Genomic DNA, 23,353 nt, shown 5'->3' with positions numbered 1-23,353 from the left:
CTCTCATTGTCTCCGGCCTTTAACGTGTAGACTTGTTTCTGCGTGGATTTCGGATTTTTACCGATAGCACAAACTTGGGTATGCGTGGCAACGGATGCCTAAGAGAGCCAGGTGTTTTCTGATAGGCTTTATGTGATTACAAAAACAAATGGGGAAAGTGATGCGGATTAAAATGTTACTGGGCCTGTCAGCTATCGCGCTGCTTGCCGGGTGCAGTACCACTCATCAACTGGATGCAGCGGGCCAGCAGGTGAAATTCACGGACGACAAACCAGGCGCAAATTGTCAGTTGCTTGGCGAAGTCACCGGTGCCCAAAGCAACTGGTTCTCCGGTACCGGCGGTGACGGCAGCTCCATGCGTGGCGCAGCCAATGACCTGCGTAACAAAGCGGCAGCGATGGGCGGCAACACCATTTATGGTGCCAACAGCCCGTCCCAGAACTTCCTGTCCAGCTTTGCACCGGTTGACAGCAAAATGGTCGGTCAGGTTTATAAGTGCCCATAGTCGCGTGAAGGCTATAAATACTAAAGGGATGCCAATGGCATCCCTTTTTGCGTTCCCCCTTCATACTTCAAGCCGCAGGTGCGTTGGCTACGTTCAGTCCCCCGAATCACTTACCTGAGTAAGCTCATCGGGACTCCATCACTTGCCGCCTTCCTGCAACTTGAATTATTTGGGGTTGGAAGAACGTGTTAAGACTGCTTCAGCCGCAGATCCAGAATGGTTTTGCTCGGCTCGCCGCCAATTTCACGGGTCAGTTTCGGTACCATATAACCTGACACTTTACTCATCAGCCCTTTCATAATGACGCGCGCTTCGTCGTCGTTCACCATGAAATGCGCCGCACCCTGTACTTTATCCAGCACGTGGATGTAGTAAGGCAAAATACCCGCGTCAAACAGCGCGTTGCTCAGTGTCGCCAGCACATCAGCAGAATCATTTACGCCCCGCAACAACACGCTCTGATTGAGCAGCGTCACGCCATGGCTTTTCAGCTTCGCCATGCTGGCGCGCAATGCATTATCAATCTCATTGGCGTGATTGATATGCGTCACCATCAGCACCTGAAGACGTGATTTTTCAAGGCGCTGGCAGAAGGCATCCGTGATACGTGCAGGGATAACCACCGGCAAACGGGTATGAATACGCAGCCGCTTAATGTGCGGGATCCCTTCGAGTTCACCGATCAACCAGTCGAGTTCATGATCCTTGGCCATCAGCGGATCACCACCGGAGAAAATAATTTCATCGAGTTCCGGGCGAGTGCGGATATAATCCAGCGCCTGAACCCAGTTAGCCTTATTTCCCTGGTTGTCCTGGTACGGGAAATGACGACGGAAACAGTAGCGGCAATTTACCGCACATCCGCCTTTCACCAGTAACAGGGCGCGATTGCTATACTTGTGCAACAAACCCGGAACAACGCTGCGTTGTTCATCAAGCGGGTCAGTGGTAAAGCCCGGCGCGGCAATAAATTCCTCGCGTGCGGTCAATACCTGAAGCAATAAAGGATCCTGTGGATCGCCCGGCTGCATACGTGTCACAAAGGCGCGGGGCACGCGAAGCGGGAACAAACGACGGGCTTCACGCCCACTTTGCAGTTCTGCATTGTCGTTAAGTGCCAGAAGAGTAAGCAGTTCATCCGGGTCAGTGATAACATCGCCGAGTTGATACAACCAATCTTCTCTAAATGGCGTGTTTAGGGTTACAATGTTTGCCATTTTTTTGGCTAATACCAGTTTAAAATTAGAGGGCCATCATGGCGACTTATTCTAGCAACGATTTCCGTCCGGGTCTTAAAATCATGTTCGAGGGCGAGCCTTACGCTATCGAATCCAGTGAATTCGTAAAACCAGGCAAAGGCCAGGCTTTCGCACGCGTTAAAATGCGTCGTCTGCTGACCGGTTCCCGTGTAGAAAAAACCTTCAAATCTACTGACTCATGCGAAGGCGCTGATGTTGTAGATACCAACATGAACTACCTCTACAACGATGGTGAGTTCTACCACTTCATGCACCCTGAGACTTTCGAACAGCATCAGGTTGAAGAGAAAACTGTTTCTGACGCCTCTAAATGGCTGCAGGACAACGCAGAATGTATCGTGACGCTGTGGGATGGCCGTCCTATCGCTGTTCAGCCACCAAACTTCATCGAAGCTGAAGTTGTGGACACTGATCCTGGCCTGAAAGGTGATACCGCAGGTACCGGCGGTAAGCCAGCGACCCTGAGCACCGGCGCTGTGGTTAAAGTGCCATTATTCGTGCAGATCGGCGAAATCGTCCGTTGTGACACCCGCTCTGGCGAATACGTTTCCCGCGTTAAATAAGTTCTCAATACTTATTACGCCGGATGAAAGCTGCCACAGGTGAATGCCTGTCGCAGCTTTCCAGCCCCAACTTGTTGAATGGGATTATGTTTACCATGTTGAAGAAGATGATGTTTATCGTGGTTTCAGTGATGCTGCTGGCTTCGTTATCCGGCTGCAACACGGTTCATGGTTTCGGTGAAGACATCCAGCATCTGGGTGGCGCAATTTCCAAAGCAGGCTGATCCCTTCAGCCTCGTTTTACCAAATGTCTTAAAATCCTGCCTGTTCCCTTCTATATCCAGAAAATTAGCTACACTAAAAGTGTCGTACTTTACATTCTCTTATAGGAAGGAGATTTATATGCTGAAGAAAAGTATCCTCGCTATCTTGTCTGTTCTTATCTTGTCTTCTGCCTTAACAGCCTGCAACACCACGCGTGGCGTAGGTGAAGATGTGTCTGCCGGTGGGGAAGCCATTCAGAAAAGCGCGCAATAGCGAGCGAATAACGTTAAGTAAACTGATGTCTGCCTGCACGTTGATGCAGGCAGTGTTATTTTTATGGCGCGAGTTTTATTGTGTAAGCATCAAGGCTGTTTCACCCACACCAGTTTGCTGGTATCAAATCCGTACTGCTGCGCCGTTTGCAGAAGTTGCTGCTTCACGCTGTCATCCAGCGTTGGCGTACGGGACAGGATCCACAGATAGCTTTTATCCGGTCCGCAGACCAGCGCGTAACGATAATCTTTATCCAGTTCTATGACGTTATAACCGCCATAGAACGGACCGAAGAATGACACTTTCAGCGCCGCGCGCGCAGGTGATCCGGTGAAGTAACCTTTGCCCTCACTTTCCTGCCATTTATTCTTCTGCGGATTAAACCCGCGATTAATCACTTTTACGCCGCCATCATCGCGCAGGCTGTAATTGGCGGTGACGCGTTCCAGTCCGCTTTCAAAACTATGGTCCAGTCTGGCGACTTCATACCATGTACCGAGATAGCGGGTGAGTTCGAAATTATTGACGACTTTGACGTCAGCAGGCGGCGTTACGCTGCACGCGACTGACATAAGTGCTGTGATGATAACGCTGAGTTTTGACCAGATACGCATGGAGTTTCCTTCCTTAGTATGTTCTCTAAGTGTAGGTAACAAAAAAGAAAAAGGGAAAACCTGCGGATAAAGAATGAAAACAGCGGCCAGAGAGATGGCCGCTGGAAAGTCAGATCTTTGCGGATCAGAGGCGGATCAGCACGATAAGGGTGACGATACTTAAGATCGTCGCCAGCCCGTAGAACACCCATTTTCCGGCCGGAACGTGGATCTTCAGGTCGTGCATGCAGTGATGGATCCGGTGCAGACCGCACCACAGAGGCAGCACGATCATCAGCAGCAGGAACAGACGCCCGATCCCGCTTTGCGCAAATGCCAGCACGCGTGGATAGCTCAGTGCGTCGCCGGGGAAAAAGCCCAGCGGCAGCAGGAAGCACACCAGCAGAATCATCACCGGCGCAAAAATTGCGCTCCACATACCACCCGCGCCAAACAATCCCCAGAACACCGGCTCGTCTGAACGTTTAGGAAGAGTATTTTTCATGTCGCCTCCTTAAAGAAACAGTGCGATGACGAGAACAACCAGCGTCACAACGATCGTCACGCCCCAGAAACCGGCAATCACCGGTTCAGGTCCCATCTTTTTACCTTTCACCACCAGGATGGAGGCTTTCGGTGCCAGTTCGAACCAGGTTTTGGTATGCAACAGGGCCGCAAGCAGGGCGATCAGGTTAATCAGCAAGACCACCGGATTTTGCAGAAAATTCACAAAACCCGCCCAGCTTTCAGGCCCGTTACGTAACGAGCAAACCCCTGCCAGCAGTAAGAGACTGAACCATACTGCCGGAACCGCCGTGCCCTCACGCAGCATATAAAAACGGTAGAACGGTAAATTTTTCCACCAGCTGGCTTTCATCTCACGCACGTAGGGTTTACGTTTGCTGCCCGTACTTTGAGTCGTCATATTTTCCTCCCTCATTGCGGTCTCAGCCTTGCGATCATGAAGTCTTTCGAACTTTCGACTTTGCCTTGCTGAATGGCGGCGGCAGGGTCGACGTGCTTCGGACAGACTTCGGAGCAATAACCGACGAACGTACAACTCCAGACACCATTCTGACTGTTGAGCTGTGGCATACGTTGTGCTTTGCCGTGGTCACGGTTATCGAGGTTGTAGCGATGCGCCAGCGTGATAGCTGCCGGGCCGATGAATTCAGGATTCAGTCCAAACTGCGGGCAGGCGGCATAACATAAACCACAGTTGATACAGCCGGAGAACTGGTGATATTTCTCCATTTGCGCCGGAGTTTGCTTGCCCGGGCCTTCGCCGATCGTGCGGGTATTGCCGATAATGTAAGGTTTGATGGCTTCGAGGCTTTCGATAAAGTGGGTCATATCGACCACCAGATCACGTTCCACCGGGAAGTTCCCCAGCGCCTCAATCTGCATACCGTCCGGATATTCCCGCAGGAAGGTTTTGCACGCCAGCTTCGGCACCCTATTCACCATCATGCCGCACGAGCCGCAGATTGCCATACGGCACGACCAGCGATAGGAAAGGTCAGCGGCCAGATGATCTTTGATGTAGCCCAGAGCATCGAGCAGTGACGTTGTTTCATCGAAAGGCACGTCATACACCACCGGATGCGGCGCGCTGTCCGTTTCCGGGTTGTAGCGCATGATCTCAACCTTCAGGCTGCGCATTTTAGCCACGTGATTGCTCCTTATCTTTTTTATCGTGAGTCTCAGATTCCCCGCCGTACACGCGTTTTGCCGGTGGCAGCGTGGTAATTTTCACGTCGCCATATTCGAGACGCGGGGCGGAATCTGGCTGATAAAAGGCCAGAGTATGTTTGAGGAAATTCACGTCATCGCGTTCGGTACAGCCTTCATCGAGACGCTGATGGGCGCCGCGTGATTCGCGACGATTGATGGCGGAATGCGCCATACATTCTGCTACTTCCAGGCCATGACCCAGTTCGATGGTATACAGCAGGTCGGTATTAAAGACACTGGAGGTATCCTGAATTTTCACCCGTTTGAAGCGTTCTTTCAGTTCGGCCAGTTTATCGATGGTTTTTTGCATCAGCTCGGTAGTGCGATAAATCCCGCAACCTTCTTCCATCGCCAGACCCATTTCGTCACGGATGGCGGCCCAGCTTTCGTCGCCTTCCTGTGCCATCAGCGCGGCAACACGGTTTTCGATATCACGCACCTGCGCTTCGAGTGCGGCGCTGTTGCCGGTGTCTTTGGCTTCAACTGCGCGTTCTGCCGCTTTTTCACCGGCCATACGCCCGAACACCACCAGTTCTGCCAGTGAGTTTGAGCCGAGACGGTTGGCGCCGTGCAGACCGACGGACGAACATTCGCCGACCGCAAACAGACCTTTGATGCGGGTTTCACACTGTGCATCGGTTTCAATGCCGCCCATGGTGTAGTGCGCGGTAGGGCGAACAGGGATCGGGTCCGTAATCGGATCGACGCCGACATACGCTTTGGCCAGTTCGCAGATGAACGGCAGACGTTCACGCAGTTTTTTCTCGCCGAGATGGCGTAAATCCAGATATACCACGTCGCCACGCGGCGTTTCGATGGTGCGTCCGGCGCGCCATTCGTGCCAGAACGCTTGTGATACTTTGTCACGCGGGCCGAGTTCCATGTATTTGTTTTTCGGCTCGCCCAGAGGGGTTTCCGGCCCCATGCCGTAATCCTGCAGATAACGGTAACCGTCTTTGTTGACCAGAATGCCGCCTTCACCGCGGCAGCCTTCTGTCATCAGGATGCCGGAACCCGGCAGGCCGGTCGGGTGATATTGCACGAACTCCATGTCGCGCAACGGAATGCCATGGCGGAACGCCATGCCCATGCCATCGCCGGTGACGATACCGCCGTTGGTGTTGTAACGGTAAACACGGCCTGCGCCGCCGGTCGCCATGACCACGGCGTTAGCCCGAATTTGCACGCGTGTGCCTTCCATCATATTGATGGCGACAACGCCGCGTACCTGGCCTTCATCGACCAGAATATCGAGGACGAAATGCTCATCGAATCGTTTGATTTGTGGGTATTTCAGCGAGGTCTGGAACAGGGTGTGCAGCATATGGAAGCCGGTTTTATCCGCGGCAAACCAGGTGCGTTCGATCTTCATTCCGCCGAAGCGGCGAACATTGACGGAACCGTCATCCTTACGGCTCCACGGACAGCCCCACAGTTCAAGCTGGGCCATTTCAGTCGGGCATTGATGAACGAAATGATCCACTACGTCTTGCTCACACAGCCAGTCGCCTCCGGAAACGGTATCCTGGAAGTGAAAATCAAAGCTGTCGTGATCTTGCGTCACAGCGGCAGAACCGCCTTCGGCCGCCACGGTGTGGCTGCGCATTGGGTACACTTTCGAAATCAACGCGATATTCAGGTTGGGATTGGCTTCCGCTGCGGCTATTGCTGCGCGTAAACCCGCCCCACCTGCACCTATAATTGCAATGTCGGCGTTAAAGGTTTGCACTGCATTCCTCCACTATCATCAATGAGATCGGGTTTGAAACACCCGCGAAAAGCTCTTCATAATCGAAGAGTTAGTGAACCCCGATGACATACAGGCGCTGTCCCGGTGGCTGATATTCTTATTGTTTGTAAGAGAATTATTATACCAAAGGGGTAGTCATGGTAATTTGATGTGAATGCAGGTTTAGGCTTTCTCTGCATTGCGCTTCGTAAAATGAGATATTTGTTTGCCTGCGGGGATGCAGGTAGACTGCATGACTTTTCTGAATTCGGAGTAAATCACCATGAGCGAAACAGCAAGCTGGCAACCCAGTGCTCCCGTCGCCAATTTGTTGAAGCGTGCGGCTATCCTCGCTGAGATTCGACGTTTCTTTGCCGATCGCGGCGTACTGGAAGTTGAAACGCCAGCAATGAGCCAGGCCACGGTGACCGACATTCATCTGGTGCCGTTTGAGACGCGTTTTGTCGGGCCGGGTGCGGCTGATGGCATGACGTTGTATCTGATGACCAGCCCGGAATATCACATGAAACGTTTGCTGGCTGCGGGCAGCGGGCCGATTTATCAGATGGGACGCAGTTTCCGTAATGAAGAAGCCGGGCGTCATCATAATCCGGAATTCACCATGCTCGAATGGTACCGTCCGCGTTATGACATGTACCGTCTGATGAATGAAGTGGATGATTTACTCCAGCAGGTTCTCGATTGCGATAGTGCTGAAACCCTGTCTTATCAGCAGGCGTTTACCCGCCATCTCGGTGTGGATCCGTTATCCGCCGACAAAACGGAACTGCGTGAAGCGGCGGCAAAACTGGATTTATCCAACATTGCTGATACCGAAGAAGACCGTGACACCCTGCTACAGTTGTTGTTTACGATGGGTGTAGAACCGCACATTGGTCGCGACAAACCAACATTCGTCTATCATTTCCCGGCCACGCAGGCCGCTCTGGCAGAAATCAGTACGGAAGATCACCGCGTCGCCGAGCGTTTCGAGGTGTATTACAAAGGCATTGAGCTGGCGAATGGTTTCCGTGAACTGACGGATAGCCGTGAGCAGCGTCAGCGTTTCGAGCAGGATAACCGCAAACGCGCGGCACGCGGCCTGCCGCAGCATCCTGTCGATAACAATCTGCTGGATGCGTTAGAACACGGTATGCCGGAGTGTTCAGGTGTGGCGCTGGGTGTTGACCGCCTGATTATGATTGCGCTGGGTGCTGCCAGCCTGAGTGATGTCCTGGCCTTCCCGGTGACACGCGCCTGATGAGTGCTTAAGCCCTGTTCCCAAGGTCAGGGCTTCCTTCCACGATTTCCCTTTTTTGCCCCTTCATTGTGCAATAAACCCAAAACTGCACTTTTACTGAAACAAAAGTACCTAAATGACGCAGCGCTGATTTTAAAGTTTCAGTGCTGGCCCTTTCTCGCCAAGCGCCATAAACAGGGTCTTCTGCCTGAGTTAAGCTAAATTTTTTGCTGCTGGCCTGATTTATGCATTACCGGATCATCACTTATTATCCGGAAAACTCGTTATGTCAGAATCCAACGACAAAGAACTTCTTTATGGACTGGAAGAGCGCATTGCACCGGCACCGGCATTTTTCACCGCCATCCAGCACGTGCTGGCAAGCGTGGTCGGAATTATCACGCCGCCGCTGATTATCGGCTCGGTTCTCGGGCTGAATGCCTACTTGCCTTATCTGATCAGCATGTCTTTGCTGGCTTCCGGCATCGGGACATTTATTCAGGCGCGCCGGTTTATGTCGGTGGGCGCGGGGATGATTTGTTTGCAAGGTACCAGTTTTGCGTTTCTGGGGGTGATCCTCTCCGGCGGTATGTTGGTGAAAAGCCGCGGTGGCTCTCCTGAAGACATCATGGCGATGATTTTTGGGGTGAACTTTGTGGCGGCGTTTATCCCGCTGCTGGTTAGCCGGTTTATCGGGCAGATGCGCCGCGTGTTTACACCGCTGGTCAGCGGCACCGTAATCGCGCTGATTGGCATCAGCCTGATTAAAGTCAGCATTACCGACTGGGCGGGCGGCCATGGTGCCGCGAATTTCGGCGCACCGGCTAACCTCGGGCTGGGGGCACTGACGCTGCTGGTGATTGTCGCCTGCAACCGCATCGACGTGCGCTGGCTGCGCCTTTCATCAATAGTTTTAGGCATTGTTGTCGGCTGTATCGCCGCTGCGCTGACCGGCCATCTGACGGTGAAACCTTTGCAGGGCGACTGGTTTGCATTGCCGCAACTGTTCCGTTTTGGTTTTAAGTTTGACTGGATTATTTTTGTGCCGATCGCGCTGGTATCGTTTATCAGCATCCTGGAAGCGGTGGGTGATCTGACCGCTAACTGCATGTTGTCGCAGCAACCGATTGAAGGAGAAAGCTTCCGTAAACGTCTGCAGGGCGGGATTCTGGCTGACGGTATCAGTTGCCTTATCGCCGCAGCCTTCTCGTCATTTCCTAACACAACATTTGCACAGAACAATGGCGTGATCCAGATGACCGGCGTCGCCAGCCGTTTTGTCGGCATGTATATTGGCGCGGTATTACTGGTGCTAGGCCTGTTTCCGTTTATCGGCGAAGTGTTGCAGCAAATTCCTGCGCCGGTGCTGGGTGGCGCAACGCTGGTGATGTTTGGCAGCGTGGTCGCGGCGGGTATCCGAATCATGACGCAGTCGCCGGTCGGACGTCGTGAAATGCTGATAATTGCCATCGCCTTTGGCATCGGTCTGGGCATTGAAGCCGTGCCAGATGTGCTTGGTCAGTTCCCACCCATCGTTGGCAATATCTTCGGGCATGCCGTGACCAGCGGTGGCGTTATCGCTATTCTGCTCAATTTACTGATGCCTGCAGAACGCACCAGCGTGGTCGCGGAGGAGATCAAGGTTCACTGAAATTCTGCGCGTTGCGCCCCTGGATCAGCAGACAGGGCATAACTGAGCTGACTCACTTTTTGAATTTAATGTGACCTTAAAAAGGAAGTCAGACATGTCAGAGCAACGCACGTGGATCAAAAATCCGCTGGCGGTTTTTACCGCCAACTCACTGGATGCCCGTGGCGGCATCGTCACTGAAGGGCAGAAAATTGCTGAGTTGCTGACCGCGGGTCAGCCACCTTCGCAGCCGGTAGATCATATTTATGATGCCTCCGAGTCTGTACTGCTGCCGGGGCTGATTAACACTCATCATCATTTTTATCAGACGCTGACCCGGGCCTGGGCGCCCGTGGTCAACGTGCCGTTATTCCCGTGGCTGAAAAAACTTTATCCCGTCTGGGCGCGTTTAGGGCCGGAGGCGCTGGGCCTGGCAAGCCGCGTCGCAATGGCTGAACTGTTGCTCTCCGGTTGCACTACCACCACTGACCACCATTATCTTTTCCCGCAGGGCATGGAGGAGGCGATCGATGTGCAGGTGGGCGTCGTGCGTGAGCTGGGCATGCGTGCGTTACTGACGCGCGGCTCGATGAGTCTCGGCGAGGAGCAGGGCGGTTTGCCGCCGGAACAGACGGTCCAGTCGGGCGAGGTGATTTTGCAGGACAGCCAGCGCCTGATTGACCGCTATCATCAGCGCGGCGAGGGCGCGTGGATGCAGATTGCACTGGCACCTTGCTCGCCGTTTTCGGTCACCACCGAAATTATGCGTGAGAGCGCCAGACTGGCGCAGCGGGAAGATGTCCGGCTGCATACGCATCTGGCGGAAACGCTGGATGAAGAACAGTTTTGCCTGAAAATGTTTGGTCTGCGTACAGTCGATTATCTGGAAAGCGTTGGCTGGCTGAGTGACCGGACATGGCTGGCACACGGTATTCACTTTAACGACGACGAAATCCGCCGTCTGGGCGCGGCGGGCACCGGTATCTGTCATTGTCCGGTGTCGAATATGCGGCTGGCTTCCGGTATGTGCCCGACGCGGGATCTGGAGGCCGCTGGCGTACCGATTGGTCTGGGCGTTGACGGTTCGGCGTCGAATGATGCATCAAACCTGATGTATGAAGCGCGGCAGGCGCTGTATCTGCAACGTCTGAAATACGGGGCGGAATATGTCACGCCGGAGCGAGTGCTGGGCTGGGCGACGTGCGGTTCGGCGAAGCTTATCGGTCGCGATGATATCGGGCAGATTGCCGTGGGCAAACAGGCTGATCTGGCGCTGTTTAAACTCGATGAATTACGTTTCAGCGGCAGTCATGATCCGATTGCCGCGCTGCTATTGTGTGGTGCGGAAAAAGCCGATCGGGTGATGATCGGCGGGAAATGGCGGGTGACTGACGGTGAAATTGTCGGCATGGATATCCGCTCGCTGATATCTCAGCATCGCAAAGCCGCAGCGGCGCTGATCGCCGATCTGTAAACTCAGTCTGTCATCCTGAGACGTAAAAAAGGGCAGAAGAGTCTGCCCTTTTGCTGTTCTCTTTTCTCTTACAAATCGCCCGGTGAGCGCGAACTGTTTCCGCTGCGGCCACTTCCGCTGCTGCTGGTAAAGGTCGCGTTATTGCCATTTTGCGCGCGGTGCAGTGTTTCCATACGCACCTGGAATGGCGGGAATGGCAGTGTAATGCCGTGCTCGCGGAATCCAGCCAGGATCAGTTGGTGAATTTCATGGCGAAGCGGCATACGGTGCGCCATTTCAGCGGCATGCATACGCAGCTCGAAAATCTGAATCCCCTGCTGGAGATCCACCAGATAGGCTTCCGGCGCAGGCATATCCAGCACCAGCGAACAGCGATGCGCAGCGTTGAGCAGAATTTCTGTCACTTCTTCACTGTTGGCCTCCGACGGTGCAGGCACGGTTAGCACCACACGCGTGACGGAATCCGACAGCGACCAGTTGATGAACTGCTCGGTGATAAAGGCCTTGTTCGGCACGATAATCTCCTTGCGGTCCCAGTCAGCGATCGTCGTGGCACGGGTGTTGATCCTGGTGATACTGCCGGTCAGGTTGCGGATCGTTACGGTATCGCCGATACGGATCGGTTTTTCAAACAGGATAATCAGGCCGGAAATAAAGTTAGCGAAGATCTCCTGCAAACCGAAGCCGAGACCGACACCGAGTGCCGCCACCAGCCATTGCAGTTTTGCCCACTCGATCCCGATCAGCGAGAAACCGGTCAGGCCGCCAATCAGCAGCAATACGTATTTGGTGACGGTCAGTACGGCATAGCCGGTACCCGGCGTCAGATCCAGGTGTTGCAGCAGCGCCAGTTCCAGCAATGCGGGCAGATTACGCACCAGTTGCGTGGTGATAATCAGCACCAGAATGGCGATCAGCACCGATCCGAGGGTGATCGGCTGCATGCTTTCCACCCCCTGAACCGTAGACGCAACCTGCCAGAGATGAATATTTTCCAGGAAAGAGAAGGCCGAGTGAATTTCAGACCACAGGAAGATCACCGAGATCAGCGCGATCAACGTCAGCAGAGAACGCACCAGCCGCAGCGACTGGGCAGAGATGGCATCCAGATCCACCACCGGTTCCTCAATCTCGACCGTGCCTTCATTGCTGGTGCTGATCTGATGGCCATCTTCCTCACCGCGGGCGCGTTGATTCAGCATTTCCGCACGGCGCTGCTTGGCGCGTTCGAAGGCGATACGACGTCGCTGAATCAGCATCCAGCGGCGGATAATGTGATAAATCACCAGCAACACGAACCAGATGGCGACCGAGGTTTCCAGGCGGGCCAGCAGCGCCTGTGAGGTCGCGAGGTAGCCCATCAGTGAAGCCAGCGCAGCGACAATCGGTGCGCCCAGCAGCATCCACCACAGCGTCTTGTTAATGATGTTTTCGCTGTTGCCTTTTTTATCGTGATACAGCGGAATGCCCGCGCGTTTCAGGCTATTGGTGACCAGTGCGACCACCAGACACAGAATCACGAAGCACAGACGTCCCAGCGTATTAGAGAACTCGCGATCGTTGAGATTATCGAAGGTAATCAGCGCCATAATGAGCGGCACCAGCACCCAGATCGACAGCGCGTAATAGCGCAGTGCCCTTGACACCGCACGCTGCGGCCAGCCGAAGTGTGCCACAAACAATCCCTGAGGATGTGCCAGCGCGGCACTGACCATAAACGCCCACAGGATTGGCAACGTCGCGGTGACGCCATCGCCGATCGCCACCGCAATCGGATACGGCCAGGCACTTTGCAGCCCGAATCCCAGCGCGGCCCACAGCACAGGTAACGGCATCGCCACCAGAATTGACCAGAACACGGTACGCAGGGTCAGCGAGAAATGATCCTGCGTGACTTTGCCGACTTTACTGCTGGCACGTTCCAGAAATGCATAATAGTGCTTGCGGGAACTGATGCTGATAATCACCAGAATCAGTGCGCCAAACAGCGGCAACAGTGTTTCTTTGCTGGTGACCATCATCATCGACGCGCCGCCAAGCTGGCTGAGCGAATCCAGCGAGACCAGCCGTTTCAGGTCATGCGCGACCTGCACCGGGTAAGAAATGCCGATGGCGCTGACGTCTGCCACCCAGAACAGATAACGGTGGGCGGCGTCATGTACGTCATTCAGCGCCTCCACCAGTTGGCTGTTTGCCACTTTCAGCTTGGTCAGTTCAAGAATTTGGGTATCGCAACCCGAGAGCAGGGAATTGAGCAAATCACGTTGCGTCCGCAGCTGCGCATCCAGAATTTTTTGCTGATCTGTGGTGAGCGGTTTGCCATCGTCCTGCCGCGCCTGACGGTAAATAGCCTGCTTATCCAGCAAATCTTCATAGTGCAGACGCTGAACGCGCAACTGGCCCATATCGCGGTCAAGCTGTTGCGGTTTTGGCATATCCGGCAGACGCGCAACCTGCGCCCTCAGGGTTTCGCCAAGTAAATTAGACGCGCCAAGCCACTGCGCCTGTTCGCGAATGGTATTAATCGCCTGACGTACCTGCTGAGTCTGTGCAGCGGCCTGACGTTGTTGAGAGGAAATCAGGTCCATCCGCTGCGCCTGCTGATTCAGCGCCAGCGACAACTCGCGGTTTGCCTGTAACTGCTGACTGATCGAGTGTGGCAACTCGCCACTCTGTTCGGCCAGCAGCTCGGTTTTTTCCAGCGCCTGTTCGGCTTCCTGCTGACGTTGATTATTCAGCGTGTTGCGTAAAACCTGTAATTGCTGATCAAGAAAATCGGCGCGCTTTTTGTAGAGATCGGTGCGCATCCGCGACAGTTCCTGCCGGTTATTGGCAGAAAGCTGAGCCAGTTCCAGTTCATCCACCTTCGCTTTGCGCGCTGCGGATTCGGCCTGAAGCGCGCTGAGTTGCGCCTGCGCCAGGGGTGAGGAGGTGGCCGCCGCTGTCGCCGCCTGTATGCGCTGATCGATGTCGCTCAGCGCGTTGCGGGCTTCGGATTGCTGTTGCGGGATCAGACTTAGTGAGTCGCTGATGTCACGGGAACGATCCTGCTCCTGACGTAACTGGCGGGTTTCTTCCAGTTGCTGGCTGCTGACTTGCAGAATTTGCTGCTCGAGCTGAGCGGCTGAGATGCTGTTATCCAGCGCGGGTGGCTTGTCAGGCTGATTTCGCAATTCCTGGCGCAGTGCCTGCGTCAGTTTTGGAAAATCATCAATGACCTTTTGATATTCCGCCGTGCGCCCGGCTGAAACACTGGCTTCATTCAGCCAGTTGAGTGCGCTTTGCAGCGCCTCAACCACCTGCGTCTGATTGGCCATTTCTTTGTTGGCTTCCGCCTGTTTCAGCTCCTGTTTGAGCTGATCTTCAGTCGGGGCTGCACCCGCCATCAATGGCAGGGACAGCAGTAAACTCATCAGCAGGGCGGGGATCAGGCGCACTCGGTCACATCCTTTTTCTCAGTTCTTTTCGTCTGTTCAGGGCGAACTTAATAATCTTTCGGGACTTGTGGTTCAGCCGTTGCCACACCAGCAGGTGTTTCTGTTGCTACAGGTACTTCTGTTGCTGGTGCTTGCGCGTCAGTTGTTGCGGGTGCCGCTGCACGCAGCGCTTCAGCGAACGGTTCGCCCATGCGGGTCACGGTGCCATTGCTCAGATTCGGCATGAAGCGAATTTGTTTAGCGGCAAACAGGTTGATCACCGTAGAACCCAGTTTGAAACGGCCCATTTCCTGACCTTTTTCCAGCGCGATGGCACCTTCTTCGCCCGCCGCCGGATAGGTCCAGCGTTTGATAATGCCTTCGCGTGGTGGTGTGACACAGCCGGCCCAGACGGTTTCAATGCTGCCGACAATCGTTGCGCCGACCAGAATCTGCACCATCGGCCCGAATTCAGTATCAAAGACGCAGATGACGCGTTCGTTACGGGCGAACAGATTTGGCACATTCGCGGCGGTCAGCGGGTTGACGGAGAACAAATCACCCGGCACATAAATCATTTCGCGCAGCACGCCGTCACACGGCATATGCACGCGGTGATAATCCCGTGGTGCCAGATAAATGGTGGCGAACTGGCCGTCTTTGAACTGCTCAGCCAGCAGATAGTTACCCGCCAGCAGCGCTTCTAAACTGTAGAAATGACCTTTAGCCTGGAACAGCTTGCCATCGGTAATTGCCCCTAACTGGCTAACTGCGCCGTCGGCTGGCAGGCAAAGCATATCCAGACCGCTGACGACCGGACGTGCGCCATCGCGCAGCGGACGCACGAAGAATTCGTTAAATGTGGTGTAAGATTTGAGATCCGGGTTTTGCGCTTCTTTCATGTCGACGTTATAAAAACGCGCAAACGCTTTGATCACCCAATGGGTCAGCGTGGCCGCACGTTTGTCCGCGCCCCAGCCAGCAAGACGGGTCAGTCCTTGTTTAGGAAGTAAGTATTGCAGTTTGATTTTGATACTGTCCAGCACGGGGAAAACCTCTTGGATGGTATGAATGACCGGCGTTACCGGTCATTTTGCAGGAGACCCTGAAATCAGTTCAGGGTCACGCAGTGTTGTATGGCGGAGGATTGTAACGGGGTGAAATCAACGGTTCAACTTCCGTTAACCTCACCCGTTTGCCATTAACATGTTAATTCAATTAATTAGCATTACAGCGTGTCGAAGTTTTTACGTGTTTTTACGTCTTCCATGCTTTCCAGAATGCGGTGGTAGTTGTCGAAACGTTCTTCGGCTATTTCACCCCGGTCTACGGCGTCACGGATTGCACAGCCCGGATCGCTGCCGTGTTTGCAGTCACGGAATTTGCAGTAGCCAAGGAAAGGACGGAATTCGACAAAGCCCTGGGTGATTTGCTCTGGCGCAAGGTGCCATAAGCCGAATTCACGCACGCCCGGGGAGTCGATGACGTCGCCGCCATGCTGGAAGTGATACAGACGCGCTGCGGTGGTGGTGTGCTGACCCAGGCCTGAGTTATCAGAGACTTCATTCACCAGAATTTGTTTTTCATCCGGTGGCAGCAGGGCGTTCAGCAGGCTGGATTTGCCTACGCCTGACTGGCCGGCAAAAATACTGATGCGGTCAGTCAGCGCCTTTTCAAACGCAGGCATGCCTTCGCCGGTCTGGCTCGACACTTCGAGTACGCGATAATTGATATTGCGGTAGATATCCATCATGCCCTGAACGAATTTACGGCCTTCGTCGTCGAGCAGATCGATTTTATTGAGCACAATCAGCGGCTCAACTTCAACGGTTTCGCACGCCACCAGATAACGGTCAATAATATTGAGCGACAGCTCCGGCAGAATGGCGGAGACAATGACGATCTGGTCAATGTTTGCGGCAATGGGTTTGACGCCATCATAGAAATCAGGGCGTGTCAGAACGGAAGTTCGTTCGTGGACCGCCTCGACGATACCTTTCACACTGGTATTTTCCCCGGCGCGCCATACAACGCGGTCACCGGTGACCAGAGAACGGATGGTACGGCGGATATTGCAACGGTGCTGGCTGCCGTCGGCCGCTTCAACGTCCGCATGCATCCCGAAACGGCTGATGACAACGCCGTCCTGCGGTTCGCCATGCAGAGAATCGTCCAGCTCTTTTCGTTTGTCGGTCTGTGTCAGACGACGCTGATGGTTAGTCTGAACGCGACGTTGTTGCCCTTTAGACAGTTTTGACTTAGTCACTGCGCCTCACTTGACTGGCTTTAATCGCTCGGTGCGACCAAAACGACTATGATACCAGCTATTTTATAGTAATTGCCCGAATGACGGAGATCTCCGTCAACTCTCTACTTTGTAACAGGACACATCATGGCTGCAAATGACTCGAACTTAATTTGGATCGACCTGGAAATGACCGGTCTGGATCCTGAACGTGACCGCATTATTGAGATTGCCACGCTGGTGACGGACGCGCATCTGAACATTCTGGCCGAAGGGCCGGTGATGGCGGTGCATCAGTCTGATGCTCAGCTGGCGCTGATGGATGACTGGAATGTGCGTACGCACACCGGCAGCGGTCTGGTGGATCGCGTCAAAGCCAGCCCGTTTGATGACAATGCAGCCCAGCAAAAAACTATCGAGTTCCTGCGCGAGTGGGTTCCGGCGGGGAAATCGCCGATTTGCGGCAACAGCGTCGGGCAGGACCGACGTTTCCTGTTTAAGTATATGCCGGAGCTGGAAGAGTATTTCCATTACCGTTACCTGGATGTCAGCACGCTGAAAGAACTGGCGCGTCGCTGGAAGCCGGAAGTGCTGGCCGGTTTTAAAAAGCAAAATACCCATCAGGCCCTGGATGATATCCGTGAATCCGTCGCTGAATTAGCCTACTACCGCGAACATTTTATTAATCTCCAGAATAACTGAAATCTTTTTTATTGCGCTGCGGAGCACGAAATCACCGTGTTTCGCTGATTAATTCATCTCTTTGATGTTTTAATCGACACTTGAACGAAAAATTCATTTTTTTGCTTTCAGGGGCTTGCGGCTAAAAGGATTTCTCGTATAATGCGCACCCCGTACCGATGAAGAATTTCGTTGAGTGCGCAGAGCGGGAATAGCTCAGTTGGTAGAGCACGACCTTGCCAAGGTCGGGGTCGCGAGTTCGAGTCTCGTTTCCCGCTCCAAATTTTTAAGTTACGTAGATTCAAAGATTTAAGCCGTAAAAAGCAGTGCCATGCGACGCGGGAATAGCTCAGTTGGTAGAGCACGACCTTGCCAAGGTCGGGGTCGCGAGTTCGAGTCTCGTTTCCCGCTCCAAAGTTTCAAAGGCTGTACATTTATAGCAAATGCCAGTACAGCAGATGTCAGACATCTCAATGCGGGAATAGCTCAGTTGGTAGAGCACGACCTTGCCAAGGTCGGGGTCGCGAGTTCGAGTCTCGTTTCCCGCTCCAGTTTTCTTCTTCAGTTCAAAATCATTTCTTAACGCTTTCTTCCTGCATTTTCTGTGCATAAATGACGTGATCATTACACGATTTGTAGTAATGTTTTAAACAGACTTATCCACAGGTTTAGTTGTTTTTTTACACTGTCTGTTTTTTGCGCCCGCCATATTGCCAAAATATAACTTGTTGATTTAAATCAATATAAATTTATAAAGAAACGTTATGACGATCACTTGCTCTTTTTTTTGCACTTGATTGGCAAAGCATTTTTATTTTTATGCACAGAAAATATCGCTTTTCTCATGCATTGCTTTGGGGAATGGTTATGCATCCCTTGGCAAACCCTTTTCCACTGCGCGGATCAGGCGTTTTTGCTGTGAAGTTTGCACTTCTATCCGATGTTCATTCCTTCTTTCTGTCTGCTGTGCGATTGCCCAATTGATATGTTCATCCAGCAACGCATTTTCCCCTTCCCGCGACTGTAAGGCATTAAGCACGTCTTCCGAATAGGGCGCATTGCCCAGCGCCACTGCAATATTGCGCAGCCAGCGCAGATGTCCGATACGCCGGATCGGCGAACCTTCCGTGATACGCAAAAATTTTTCTTCCGCCCAGCTAAACAATTCAATCAGCTCTGGTGCATGCAGCGCGGCGCGCGGGCTGAAATCTTCTTCATCCGTCAGTTGCGAATAGCGATTCCAGGGGCAAATCAGCTGGCAATCATCGCAGCCGTAGATACGGTTACCCATCAGCGCGCGGAATTCTTCCGGTATTGCGCCTTCCAGCTCAATGGTCAGATAGGAAATACAGCGGCGGGCATCGACGGTATAAGGCGCAACAATGGCACCGGTCGGGCAAGTGGTGATGCAGGCCACGCACTTTCCGCATTTCTCTTCCTGCGGCTGATCGACAGGCAGGGGCAAATCAATCAGTAGTTCGCCAAGAAAGAACCATGAACCGGATTCACGGTTAAGAATGAGTGAGTGTTTACCAACCCAGCCAAGACCGGCTTTCGCCGCCAGCGGGCGTTCCATCACGGGGGCGGAATCGACAAAAGGGCGGAAGGTGACGGTCTGATCAGCATGTTCAGTACAATGCGCCTGAATCATATCGCCAAGTTTTTTCAGGCGCTGGCGCAAGACTTTGTGATAGTCACGTCCAAGGGCATAGCGGCTGACGTAGCCGAGTTGAGGATTATTCAGGATTTTGGCAAAGGCTGCTTTGGCGGGTAAATAATTCATGCGCACGCTGATCACCCGCAATGTGCCGGGCAGAAGTTCATGCGGCCGTGCGCGTAACATGCCGTGGCGCGCCATCCATTCCATCTCGCCATGATATTGTTTATCAAGCCAGTCTTGCAGTTTAGGCTCTTCGGCAGATAAGTCTGTATCGCAGATGCCAACCTGCTGGAAGCCTAGCGATTGGCCCCATTGCTTGATATGTTGAGCCAGTTGAACGAGATCGAGAGGGAGTGTCATGACGAACCAACGTGAAAAACGAAACGAGGCGAGTTTACCACATTCTGTGTTTTCTGCTGACTGGCTGCGACAGGCTGAACGCCAGGCGGCGCAGGAAACGGGGATTTCTCTGTTTACACTGATGCAACGTGCGGCAAAAGCCGCTTTTTTACTGGCGCAGCGTGAGTTTCCGCAAACCCGCCACTGGCTGATTTTGTGTGGCCACGGTAATAACGGTGGTGACGGTTTTGAAGTTGCGCGTCTGGCGAAAACTGCAGGCATAAGCGTGACGCTGCTGGCCGTGGCAGGCAGTAAGTCGCTGCCAGAAGAGGCAGAAACAGCGCGGCAGGATTGGCTGAAAAGCGGCGGCACGGTTAACCCTGCGGACTTTGCATGGCCGCAGGACGCTGATCTGATTATCGATGGTTTGCTTGGCACCGGTTTATCTTCCGCGCCGCGAGCACCTTATGACGGGCTGATTGAAGCCATGAACTCGGCGTCTTTGCCTGTCATCTCTTTAGATATCCCTTCCGGTCTTGATGCGCAAACAGGTCAGACTGCGGGGAAGGCGGTTCACGCCACGCATACGATCAGTTTCATCGCCCTGAAACCCGGTTTACTGACCGGGCAGGCGCGCGACTACACCGGCAAATTACACTGCGATGCGCTGGGGCTGGAAAGCTGGCTGGGCGGGCATCTTGCTCCCCTACAACGGCTGGATGCGTCACAATTAGGCGCATGGCTGCACCCGCGTCGCCCTTGTTCTCACAAGGGCGAACACGGGCGTTTGCTGGTAGTGGGCGGCGATACCGGTTTTGCGGGGGCGATCCGCATGGCTTCGGAAGCCGCGTTGCGAAGCGGGGCCGGACTGGTGCGAGTACTCACTCACAAAGAAAATACCGGACCGTTACTGACCGCGAGACCTGAGCTGATGGTGCAGGAACTCACCGCAGAGTCGCTCGATGAAGGGCTTGAATGGGCGGATGTGTTAGTTATCGGCCCCGGTCTGGGTCAGAAAGAATGGGGCAAACAGGCGGTAGAACGCGCAGAAAATTGGGATAAACCGGCCTTATGGGACGCTGATGCGCTTAACCTGCTGGCAATCAATCCGCGGAAACGGCAAAATCGTGTGCTGACGCCCCATCCGGGCGAAGCGGCACGTTTGTTAGGTTGCAGCGTGAACGAAATTGAAAGTGACCGCTTACTTTCAGCGAAGAAACTCACGGAGCGATATGGCGGCGTGGTGGTGCTCAAAGGTGCCGGCACTCTGATTGCCAGTGAGCGTGGCGAGATGGCGGTCGCGGATGTCGGCAATGCCGGTATGGCATCCGGCGGCATGGGCGACGTACTTTCTGGTATTATCGGCGGCCTGCTGGCTCAGAAACTGAATAGTTATGATGCGGCCTGCGCGGGCTCAGTAGTGCATGGTGCTGCCGCAGACGAAATTGCCCACCGGCAGGGAACGCGCGGTATGCTGGCAACTGATCTTTTAGCGGTGATTGCCCCGTTAGTTAATCCAGACCTGAAGAAATAGATATCACTGAATGAATCAACTTAATATCTCTTTACCCGACGAAGCGGCAACGTTGCAACTAGGTGCTTCCCTGGCGAAAGCCTGTGAAGGTTCAACGGTTATCCATCTTTATGGCGATCTGGGAGCCGGTAAAACAACCTTTAGCCGGGGATTTCTTCAGGCATTAGGGCATCAGGGCAATGTGAAAAGCCCGACCTACACGCTGGTTGAGCCTTATCAGCTGGAAAAGATTGCCGTGTATCATTTTGATTTATATCGCCTTGCTGATCCGGAAGAACTGGAGTTTATGGGGATCCGCGATTATTTCGCACAGGACGCTATTTGTCTGGTGGAATGGCCACAGCAGGGGGCAGGTGTGTTGCCAGAACCGGATATTGAACTGACGCTGGATTATTCCCTGACCGGTCGCACCGCGAAGCTGGTGGCGGTTTCTGAATCTGGCATAAAATTGCTGCATCGTGTTCAACAGCAAGGATGATCACGCGATGAACTCACGTTTTACCTCTCTTTATATTTCAGCCGCGATGTTGTTATCGACGCTGATATTGTTTGCTGTGCTCGCCTCACCGGTTTTTGCAGCAGGCATGAAAAACATCAATGTTTCCAACGGTGCCACGCAATCTACCGTTACGATTACATTTGATGGCTCACCGGATTACTCTTTTTTCCCTCTGCACAACCCTGAACGCGTAGTGATGGATATCCGTCAGGACGGCGTGATGAAAGGCTTGCCGTTGAATTTCAACGGTCAGAATCTGGTGACGCGTGTGCGTGCCAGTACGCCGCCCAATGCGCAGAGTCAGCGTCTGGTATTTGAACTGAATCAGAAAGTCAGAACCAACGCCACCAAACAAAAAGACGGCGGCCAGTACACCGTGGTGCTGACCATGAACGCCTCTGCTCCGGCACGTCAGCGTGCACCGGTTGCCGTGGCGACCAACACGCCATCGCCAAATGCGGGCAAAATGATTACGCCTTCCGAAAAATCAAACCCGTTTACCAATGATCAGACTAAAGTCGTAGCTACTACGGTGGCGCCGGATAACTCACGCTCTTCTACCGTGTCGACCAGTGACAGCAGGATAATTGTCGCGATTGACGCCGGTCATGGCGGGCAGGATCCGGGCGCAATTGGCGCGGGCGGGCTGAAAGAAAAAAATGTCACCATCTCTATCGCCCGTAAATTACAGGCGATTCTGAATGCCGACCCGATGTTCCAGCCGGTCTTGACCCGCGACGGTGATTACTTTATTTCCGTCATGGGACGTTCCGATGTGGCGCGTAAGAAAAACGCTAATGTGCTGGTTTCCATTCACGCAGATGCCGCGCCAAGCCGCAGCGCACGTGGTGCATCAGTCTGGGTGCTGTCGAACCGTCGTGCTAACAGCGAAATGGGTAACTGGCTGGAGCAGCACGAGAAACAATCAGAACTGCTCGGCGGCGCCGGGGATGTGCTGGCGAATACCGCTTCAGACCCGTATCTCAGTCAGGCAGTGCTGGATTTACAGTTCGGTCATTCACAACGTGTGGGTTATGACGTCGCGACCCGTGTTCTGCGCGAACTGCGATCCGTTGGCTCTTTGCATAAAGCGAAGCCTGAGCACGCCAGTTTAGGCGTGTTGCGTTCGCCGGATATTCCTTCCCTGCTGGTGGAAACCGGCTTTATCAGTAATTCAACTGAGGAGCGGCTGCTGGGCAGCAGCGCGTACCAGGATAAAATTGCGAGGGCTATCCACATCGGCCTGCGTAATTATTTCCAGTCGCATCCGATACAAAACGGCCCAAAGGTCGAAAACCGTCCGCTGCTGGCCTCATCAGCAGCGGCGGCAGACAGTAGTGCGACAACCCGCTCTGCCGTGAGTCAACCGGGTCCGATTGAAGTGACTGCCGGGGCAGCCGGTGCCACGCAGATCCATAAAGTGACACGGGGTGAAACCCTGACCGGGATCGCGAACAGCTATGGCACGACAAATGCGGCACTGCGCGACCTCAATAAGTTGAAAAAAGACGGCGTCTGGGTCGGCCAGCGATTGAAAGTCCCTGCGGGAACCCGCACATCTTCAATAGCCGCAGCACCGGATTCGACAGCAAAAACGGCGAAGAAACCCGCGAAACATAAAGTGAAACGCGGCGATACGCTGTCGGCGATCGCCAGTAAATATGGTGTCAGCATGAACGACATCAGAACCGCAAATCATATGAAGTCTGGCGAGGTACAGCTCGGCCAAACCTTAACTATTCCACAGTCATAGGCGGGAATAACCGTCTGCCACA

Annotated in this window: 21 protein-coding genes and 3 tRNA genes; 14 read left to right on the top strand and 10 right to left on the bottom strand. The window is 53.7% G+C overall.

Annotation, left to right across the window (positions count from 1 at the left end; translation table 11 throughout):
- Window positions 1-160 precede the first annotated feature (160 nt).
- Window positions 161-505 carry a DUF4156 domain-containing protein gene (locus ABIC79_RS19630; protein ID WP_014333641.1) on the top strand — a complete coding sequence of 115 codons (345 nt, stop codon included), beginning with the start codon at window positions 161-163 and terminating at the stop codon, window positions 503-505.
- 188 nt (window positions 506-693) lie between these two features.
- On the opposite strand, the gene epmB is transcribed toward ABIC79_RS19630, so the two are convergent.
- Window positions 694-1,722, bottom strand: coding sequence for an EF-P beta-lysylation protein EpmB (gene epmB / locus ABIC79_RS19625; protein WP_354568220.1), 1,029 nt, complete (start codon window positions 1,720-1,722; stop codon window positions 694-696).
- Between the two features lie 38 nt (window positions 1,723-1,760).
- On the opposite strand from epmB, the gene efp reads away from it, so the two are divergent.
- The 3 genes from efp to ABIC79_RS19610 all read left to right on the top strand — a co-directional run bounded on the left by efp (window position 1,761) and on the right by ABIC79_RS19610 (window position 2,804).
- On the top strand, window positions 1,761-2,327 hold the full coding sequence (efp, locus tag ABIC79_RS19620; RefSeq protein WP_013573742.1) for an elongation factor P: 567 nt from the start codon (window positions 1,761-1,763) through the stop codon (window positions 2,325-2,327).
- A gap of 95 nt (window positions 2,328-2,422) precedes the next feature.
- Window positions 2,423-2,551, top strand: coding sequence for an entericidin A/B family lipoprotein (locus ABIC79_RS19615; RefSeq protein WP_013573743.1), 129 nt, complete (start codon window positions 2,423-2,425; stop codon window positions 2,549-2,551).
- 118 nt (window positions 2,552-2,669) lie between these two features.
- Window positions 2,670-2,804 carry an entericidin A/B family lipoprotein gene (locus ABIC79_RS19610; RefSeq protein WP_013573744.1) on the top strand — a complete coding sequence of 45 codons (135 nt, stop codon included), beginning with the start codon at window positions 2,670-2,672 and terminating at the stop codon, window positions 2,802-2,804.
- Window positions 2,805-2,893: 89 nt separating this feature from the next.
- On the opposite strand, the gene blc is transcribed toward ABIC79_RS19610, so the two are convergent.
- The 5 genes from blc to frdA form a co-directional block, all read right to left on the bottom strand.
- Window positions 2,894-3,418, bottom strand: a complete 525-nt coding sequence (gene blc, locus ABIC79_RS19605; RefSeq protein ID WP_013573745.1) for an outer membrane lipoprotein Blc — start codon at window positions 3,416-3,418, stop codon at window positions 2,894-2,896.
- Window positions 3,419-3,542: 124 nt separating this feature from the next.
- A complete protein-coding gene (gene frdD / locus ABIC79_RS19600) occupies window positions 3,543-3,902 on the bottom strand; it encodes a fumarate reductase subunit FrdD (RefSeq protein ID WP_014333645.1) in 360 nt (119 codons plus the stop codon).
- Window positions 3,903-3,911: 9 nt separating this feature from the next.
- Window positions 3,912-4,322, bottom strand: a complete 411-nt coding sequence (gene frdC / locus ABIC79_RS19595; protein WP_037034293.1) for a fumarate reductase subunit FrdC — start codon at window positions 4,320-4,322, stop codon at window positions 3,912-3,914.
- An 11-nt stretch (window positions 4,323-4,333) separates the two neighbouring features.
- Window positions 4,334-5,059, bottom strand: a complete 726-nt coding sequence (locus ABIC79_RS19590; protein ID WP_191996300.1) for a succinate dehydrogenase/fumarate reductase iron-sulfur subunit — start codon at window positions 5,057-5,059, stop codon at window positions 4,334-4,336.
- Between the two features lies 1 nt (window position 5,060).
- Window positions 5,061-6,860 (bottom strand): fumarate reductase (quinol) flavoprotein subunit, encoded by a 1,800-nt coding sequence (gene frdA / locus ABIC79_RS19585; protein WP_014411553.1) that lies wholly within the window; start codon window positions 6,858-6,860, stop codon window positions 5,061-5,063.
- A gap of 283 nt (window positions 6,861-7,143) precedes the next feature.
- Here frdA and epmA point away from each other — a divergent pair, with 283 nt between their 5' ends.
- From epmA to ABIC79_RS19570, 3 genes are all read left to right on the top strand, one after another.
- Window positions 7,144-8,121 (top strand): elongation factor P--(R)-beta-lysine ligase, encoded by a 978-nt coding sequence (gene epmA / locus ABIC79_RS19580; RefSeq protein ID WP_013573750.1) that lies wholly within the window; start codon window positions 7,144-7,146, stop codon window positions 8,119-8,121.
- Between the two features lie 265 nt (window positions 8,122-8,386).
- Window positions 8,387-9,751 (top strand): uracil-xanthine permease family protein, encoded by a 1,365-nt coding sequence (locus ABIC79_RS19575; RefSeq protein WP_013573751.1) that lies wholly within the window; start codon window positions 8,387-8,389, stop codon window positions 9,749-9,751.
- A gap of 94 nt (window positions 9,752-9,845) precedes the next feature.
- Entirely contained in the window at window positions 9,846-11,204 is a 1,359-nt protein-coding gene (locus ABIC79_RS19570) for an 8-oxoguanine deaminase (RefSeq protein WP_013573752.1), read from the top strand.
- 68 nt (window positions 11,205-11,272) lie between these two features.
- On the opposite strand, the gene mscM is transcribed toward ABIC79_RS19570, so the two are convergent.
- The 3 genes from mscM to rsgA all read right to left on the bottom strand — a co-directional run bounded on the left by mscM (window position 11,273) and on the right by rsgA (window position 16,886).
- Window positions 11,273-14,641 carry a miniconductance mechanosensitive channel MscM gene (gene mscM / locus ABIC79_RS19565; RefSeq protein WP_013573753.1) on the bottom strand — a complete coding sequence of 1,123 codons (3,369 nt, stop codon included), beginning with the start codon at window positions 14,639-14,641 and terminating at the stop codon, window positions 11,273-11,275.
- A 47-nt stretch (window positions 14,642-14,688) separates the two neighbouring features.
- The gene (gene asd / locus ABIC79_RS19560; protein WP_119261156.1) at window positions 14,689-15,666 is read right to left on the bottom strand and encodes an archaetidylserine decarboxylase; all 978 of its coding nucleotides are present in this window, start codon (window positions 15,664-15,666) and stop codon (window positions 14,689-14,691) included.
- Between the two features lie 182 nt (window positions 15,667-15,848).
- Complete coding sequence (gene rsgA / locus ABIC79_RS19555) at window positions 15,849-16,886, bottom strand: small ribosomal subunit biogenesis GTPase RsgA (RefSeq protein ID WP_013573755.1); 1,038 nt, start codon at window positions 16,884-16,886, stop codon at window positions 15,849-15,851.
- A 126-nt stretch (window positions 16,887-17,012) separates the two neighbouring features.
- Between rsgA and orn the strand changes: the two genes are divergently transcribed.
- The 4 genes from orn (at window position 17,013) to ABIC79_RS19535 (ending at window position 18,097) form a co-directional block, all read left to right on the top strand.
- On the top strand, window positions 17,013-17,567 hold the full coding sequence (gene orn, locus ABIC79_RS19550; RefSeq protein WP_014411558.1) for an oligoribonuclease: 555 nt from the start codon (window positions 17,013-17,015) through the stop codon (window positions 17,565-17,567).
- 184 nt (window positions 17,568-17,751) lie between these two features.
- A tRNA-Gly gene (locus ABIC79_RS19545) sits at window positions 17,752-17,827 on the top strand.
- Between the two features lie 57 nt (window positions 17,828-17,884).
- A tRNA-Gly gene (locus tag ABIC79_RS19540) sits at window positions 17,885-17,960 on the top strand.
- Window positions 17,961-18,021: 61 nt separating this feature from the next.
- Window positions 18,022-18,097: transfer RNA gene (locus ABIC79_RS19535), tRNA-Gly, on the top strand.
- A 314-nt stretch (window positions 18,098-18,411) separates the two neighbouring features.
- Here the strand turns inward: ABIC79_RS19535 and queG are convergent.
- A complete protein-coding gene (gene queG, locus ABIC79_RS19530) occupies window positions 18,412-19,566 on the bottom strand; it encodes a tRNA epoxyqueuosine(34) reductase QueG (RefSeq protein ID WP_014411559.1) in 1,155 nt (384 codons plus the stop codon).
- On the opposite strand from queG, the gene nnr reads away from it, so the two are divergent.
- From nnr to amiB, 3 genes are read left to right on the top strand one after another with little or no spacing between them, the layout of a single operon-like run.
- The gene (gene nnr, locus ABIC79_RS19525; protein WP_354568213.1) at window positions 19,565-21,079 is read left to right on the top strand and encodes a bifunctional ADP-dependent NAD(P)H-hydrate dehydratase/NAD(P)H-hydrate epimerase; all 1,515 of its coding nucleotides are present in this window, start codon (window positions 19,565-19,567) and stop codon (window positions 21,077-21,079) included. The two genes, queG and nnr, sit on opposite strands and share 2 nt — an antisense overlap.
- Before the next feature lie 10 nt (window positions 21,080-21,089).
- Window positions 21,090-21,557: a tRNA (adenosine(37)-N6)-threonylcarbamoyltransferase complex ATPase subunit type 1 TsaE gene (gene tsaE / locus ABIC79_RS19520; protein ID WP_013573759.1), complete on the top strand. Its 468-nt coding sequence runs from the start codon at window positions 21,090-21,092 to the stop codon at window positions 21,555-21,557.
- Window positions 21,558-21,564: 7 nt separating this feature from the next.
- Entirely contained in the window at window positions 21,565-23,331 is a 1,767-nt protein-coding gene (gene amiB, locus ABIC79_RS19515) for an N-acetylmuramoyl-L-alanine amidase AmiB (protein WP_119261158.1), read from the top strand.
- Window positions 23,332-23,353: the final 22 nt, after the last annotated feature.

Source organism: Rahnella sp. 2050 (assembly GCF_040544515.1).
Taxonomy (GTDB): Bacteria; Pseudomonadota; Gammaproteobacteria; order Enterobacterales; family Enterobacteriaceae; genus Rahnella; species Rahnella aceris.
This window is presented reverse-complemented; position numbering and strand designations above follow the sequence as displayed.

What these genes read in the sequence shown, in the direction of transcription:
- tsaE (WP_013573759.1), top strand. Translation starts at nt 21,090, where the DNA reads ATGAATCAACTTAATATCTCTTTACCCGACGAAGCGGCAACGTTGCAA.
- blc (WP_013573745.1), bottom strand. Translation starts at nt 3,418, where the DNA reads ATGCGTATCTGGTCAAAACTCAGCGTTATCATCACAGCACTTATGTCA.
- queG (WP_014411559.1), bottom strand. Translation starts at nt 19,566, where the DNA reads ATGACACTCCCTCTCGATCTCGTTCAACTGGCTCAACATATCAAGCAA.
- frdD (WP_014333645.1), bottom strand. Translation starts at nt 3,902, where the DNA reads ATGAAAAATACTCTTCCTAAACGTTCAGACGAGCCGGTGTTCTGGGGA.
- ABIC79_RS19615 (WP_013573743.1), top strand. Translation starts at nt 2,423, where the DNA reads ATGTTGAAGAAGATGATGTTTATCGTGGTTTCAGTGATGCTGCTGGCT.
- ABIC79_RS19630 (WP_014333641.1), top strand. Translation starts at nt 161, where the DNA reads ATGCGGATTAAAATGTTACTGGGCCTGTCAGCTATCGCGCTGCTTGCC.
- epmB (WP_354568220.1), bottom strand. Translation starts at nt 1,722, where the DNA reads ATGGCAAACATTGTAACCCTAAACACGCCATTTAGAGAAGATTGGTTG.
- epmA (WP_013573750.1), top strand. Translation starts at nt 7,144, where the DNA reads ATGAGCGAAACAGCAAGCTGGCAACCCAGTGCTCCCGTCGCCAATTTG.
- ABIC79_RS19590 (WP_191996300.1), bottom strand. Translation starts at nt 5,059, where the DNA reads ATGCGCAGCCTGAAGGTTGAGATCATGCGCTACAACCCGGAAACGGAC.
- ABIC79_RS19610 (WP_013573744.1), top strand. Translation starts at nt 2,670, where the DNA reads ATGCTGAAGAAAAGTATCCTCGCTATCTTGTCTGTTCTTATCTTGTCT.
- efp (WP_013573742.1), top strand. Translation starts at nt 1,761, where the DNA reads ATGGCGACTTATTCTAGCAACGATTTCCGTCCGGGTCTTAAAATCATG.
- frdC (WP_037034293.1), bottom strand. Translation starts at nt 4,322, where the DNA reads ATGACGACTCAAAGTACGGGCAGCAAACGTAAACCCTACGTGCGTGAG.
- ABIC79_RS19575 (WP_013573751.1), top strand. Translation starts at nt 8,387, where the DNA reads ATGTCAGAATCCAACGACAAAGAACTTCTTTATGGACTGGAAGAGCGC.
- nnr (WP_354568213.1), top strand. Translation starts at nt 19,565, where the DNA reads ATGACGAACCAACGTGAAAAACGAAACGAGGCGAGTTTACCACATTCT.
- orn (WP_014411558.1), top strand. Translation starts at nt 17,013, where the DNA reads ATGGCTGCAAATGACTCGAACTTAATTTGGATCGACCTGGAAATGACC.
- ABIC79_RS19570 (WP_013573752.1), top strand. Translation starts at nt 9,846, where the DNA reads ATGTCAGAGCAACGCACGTGGATCAAAAATCCGCTGGCGGTTTTTACC.
- amiB (WP_119261158.1), top strand. Translation starts at nt 21,565, where the DNA reads ATGAACTCACGTTTTACCTCTCTTTATATTTCAGCCGCGATGTTGTTA.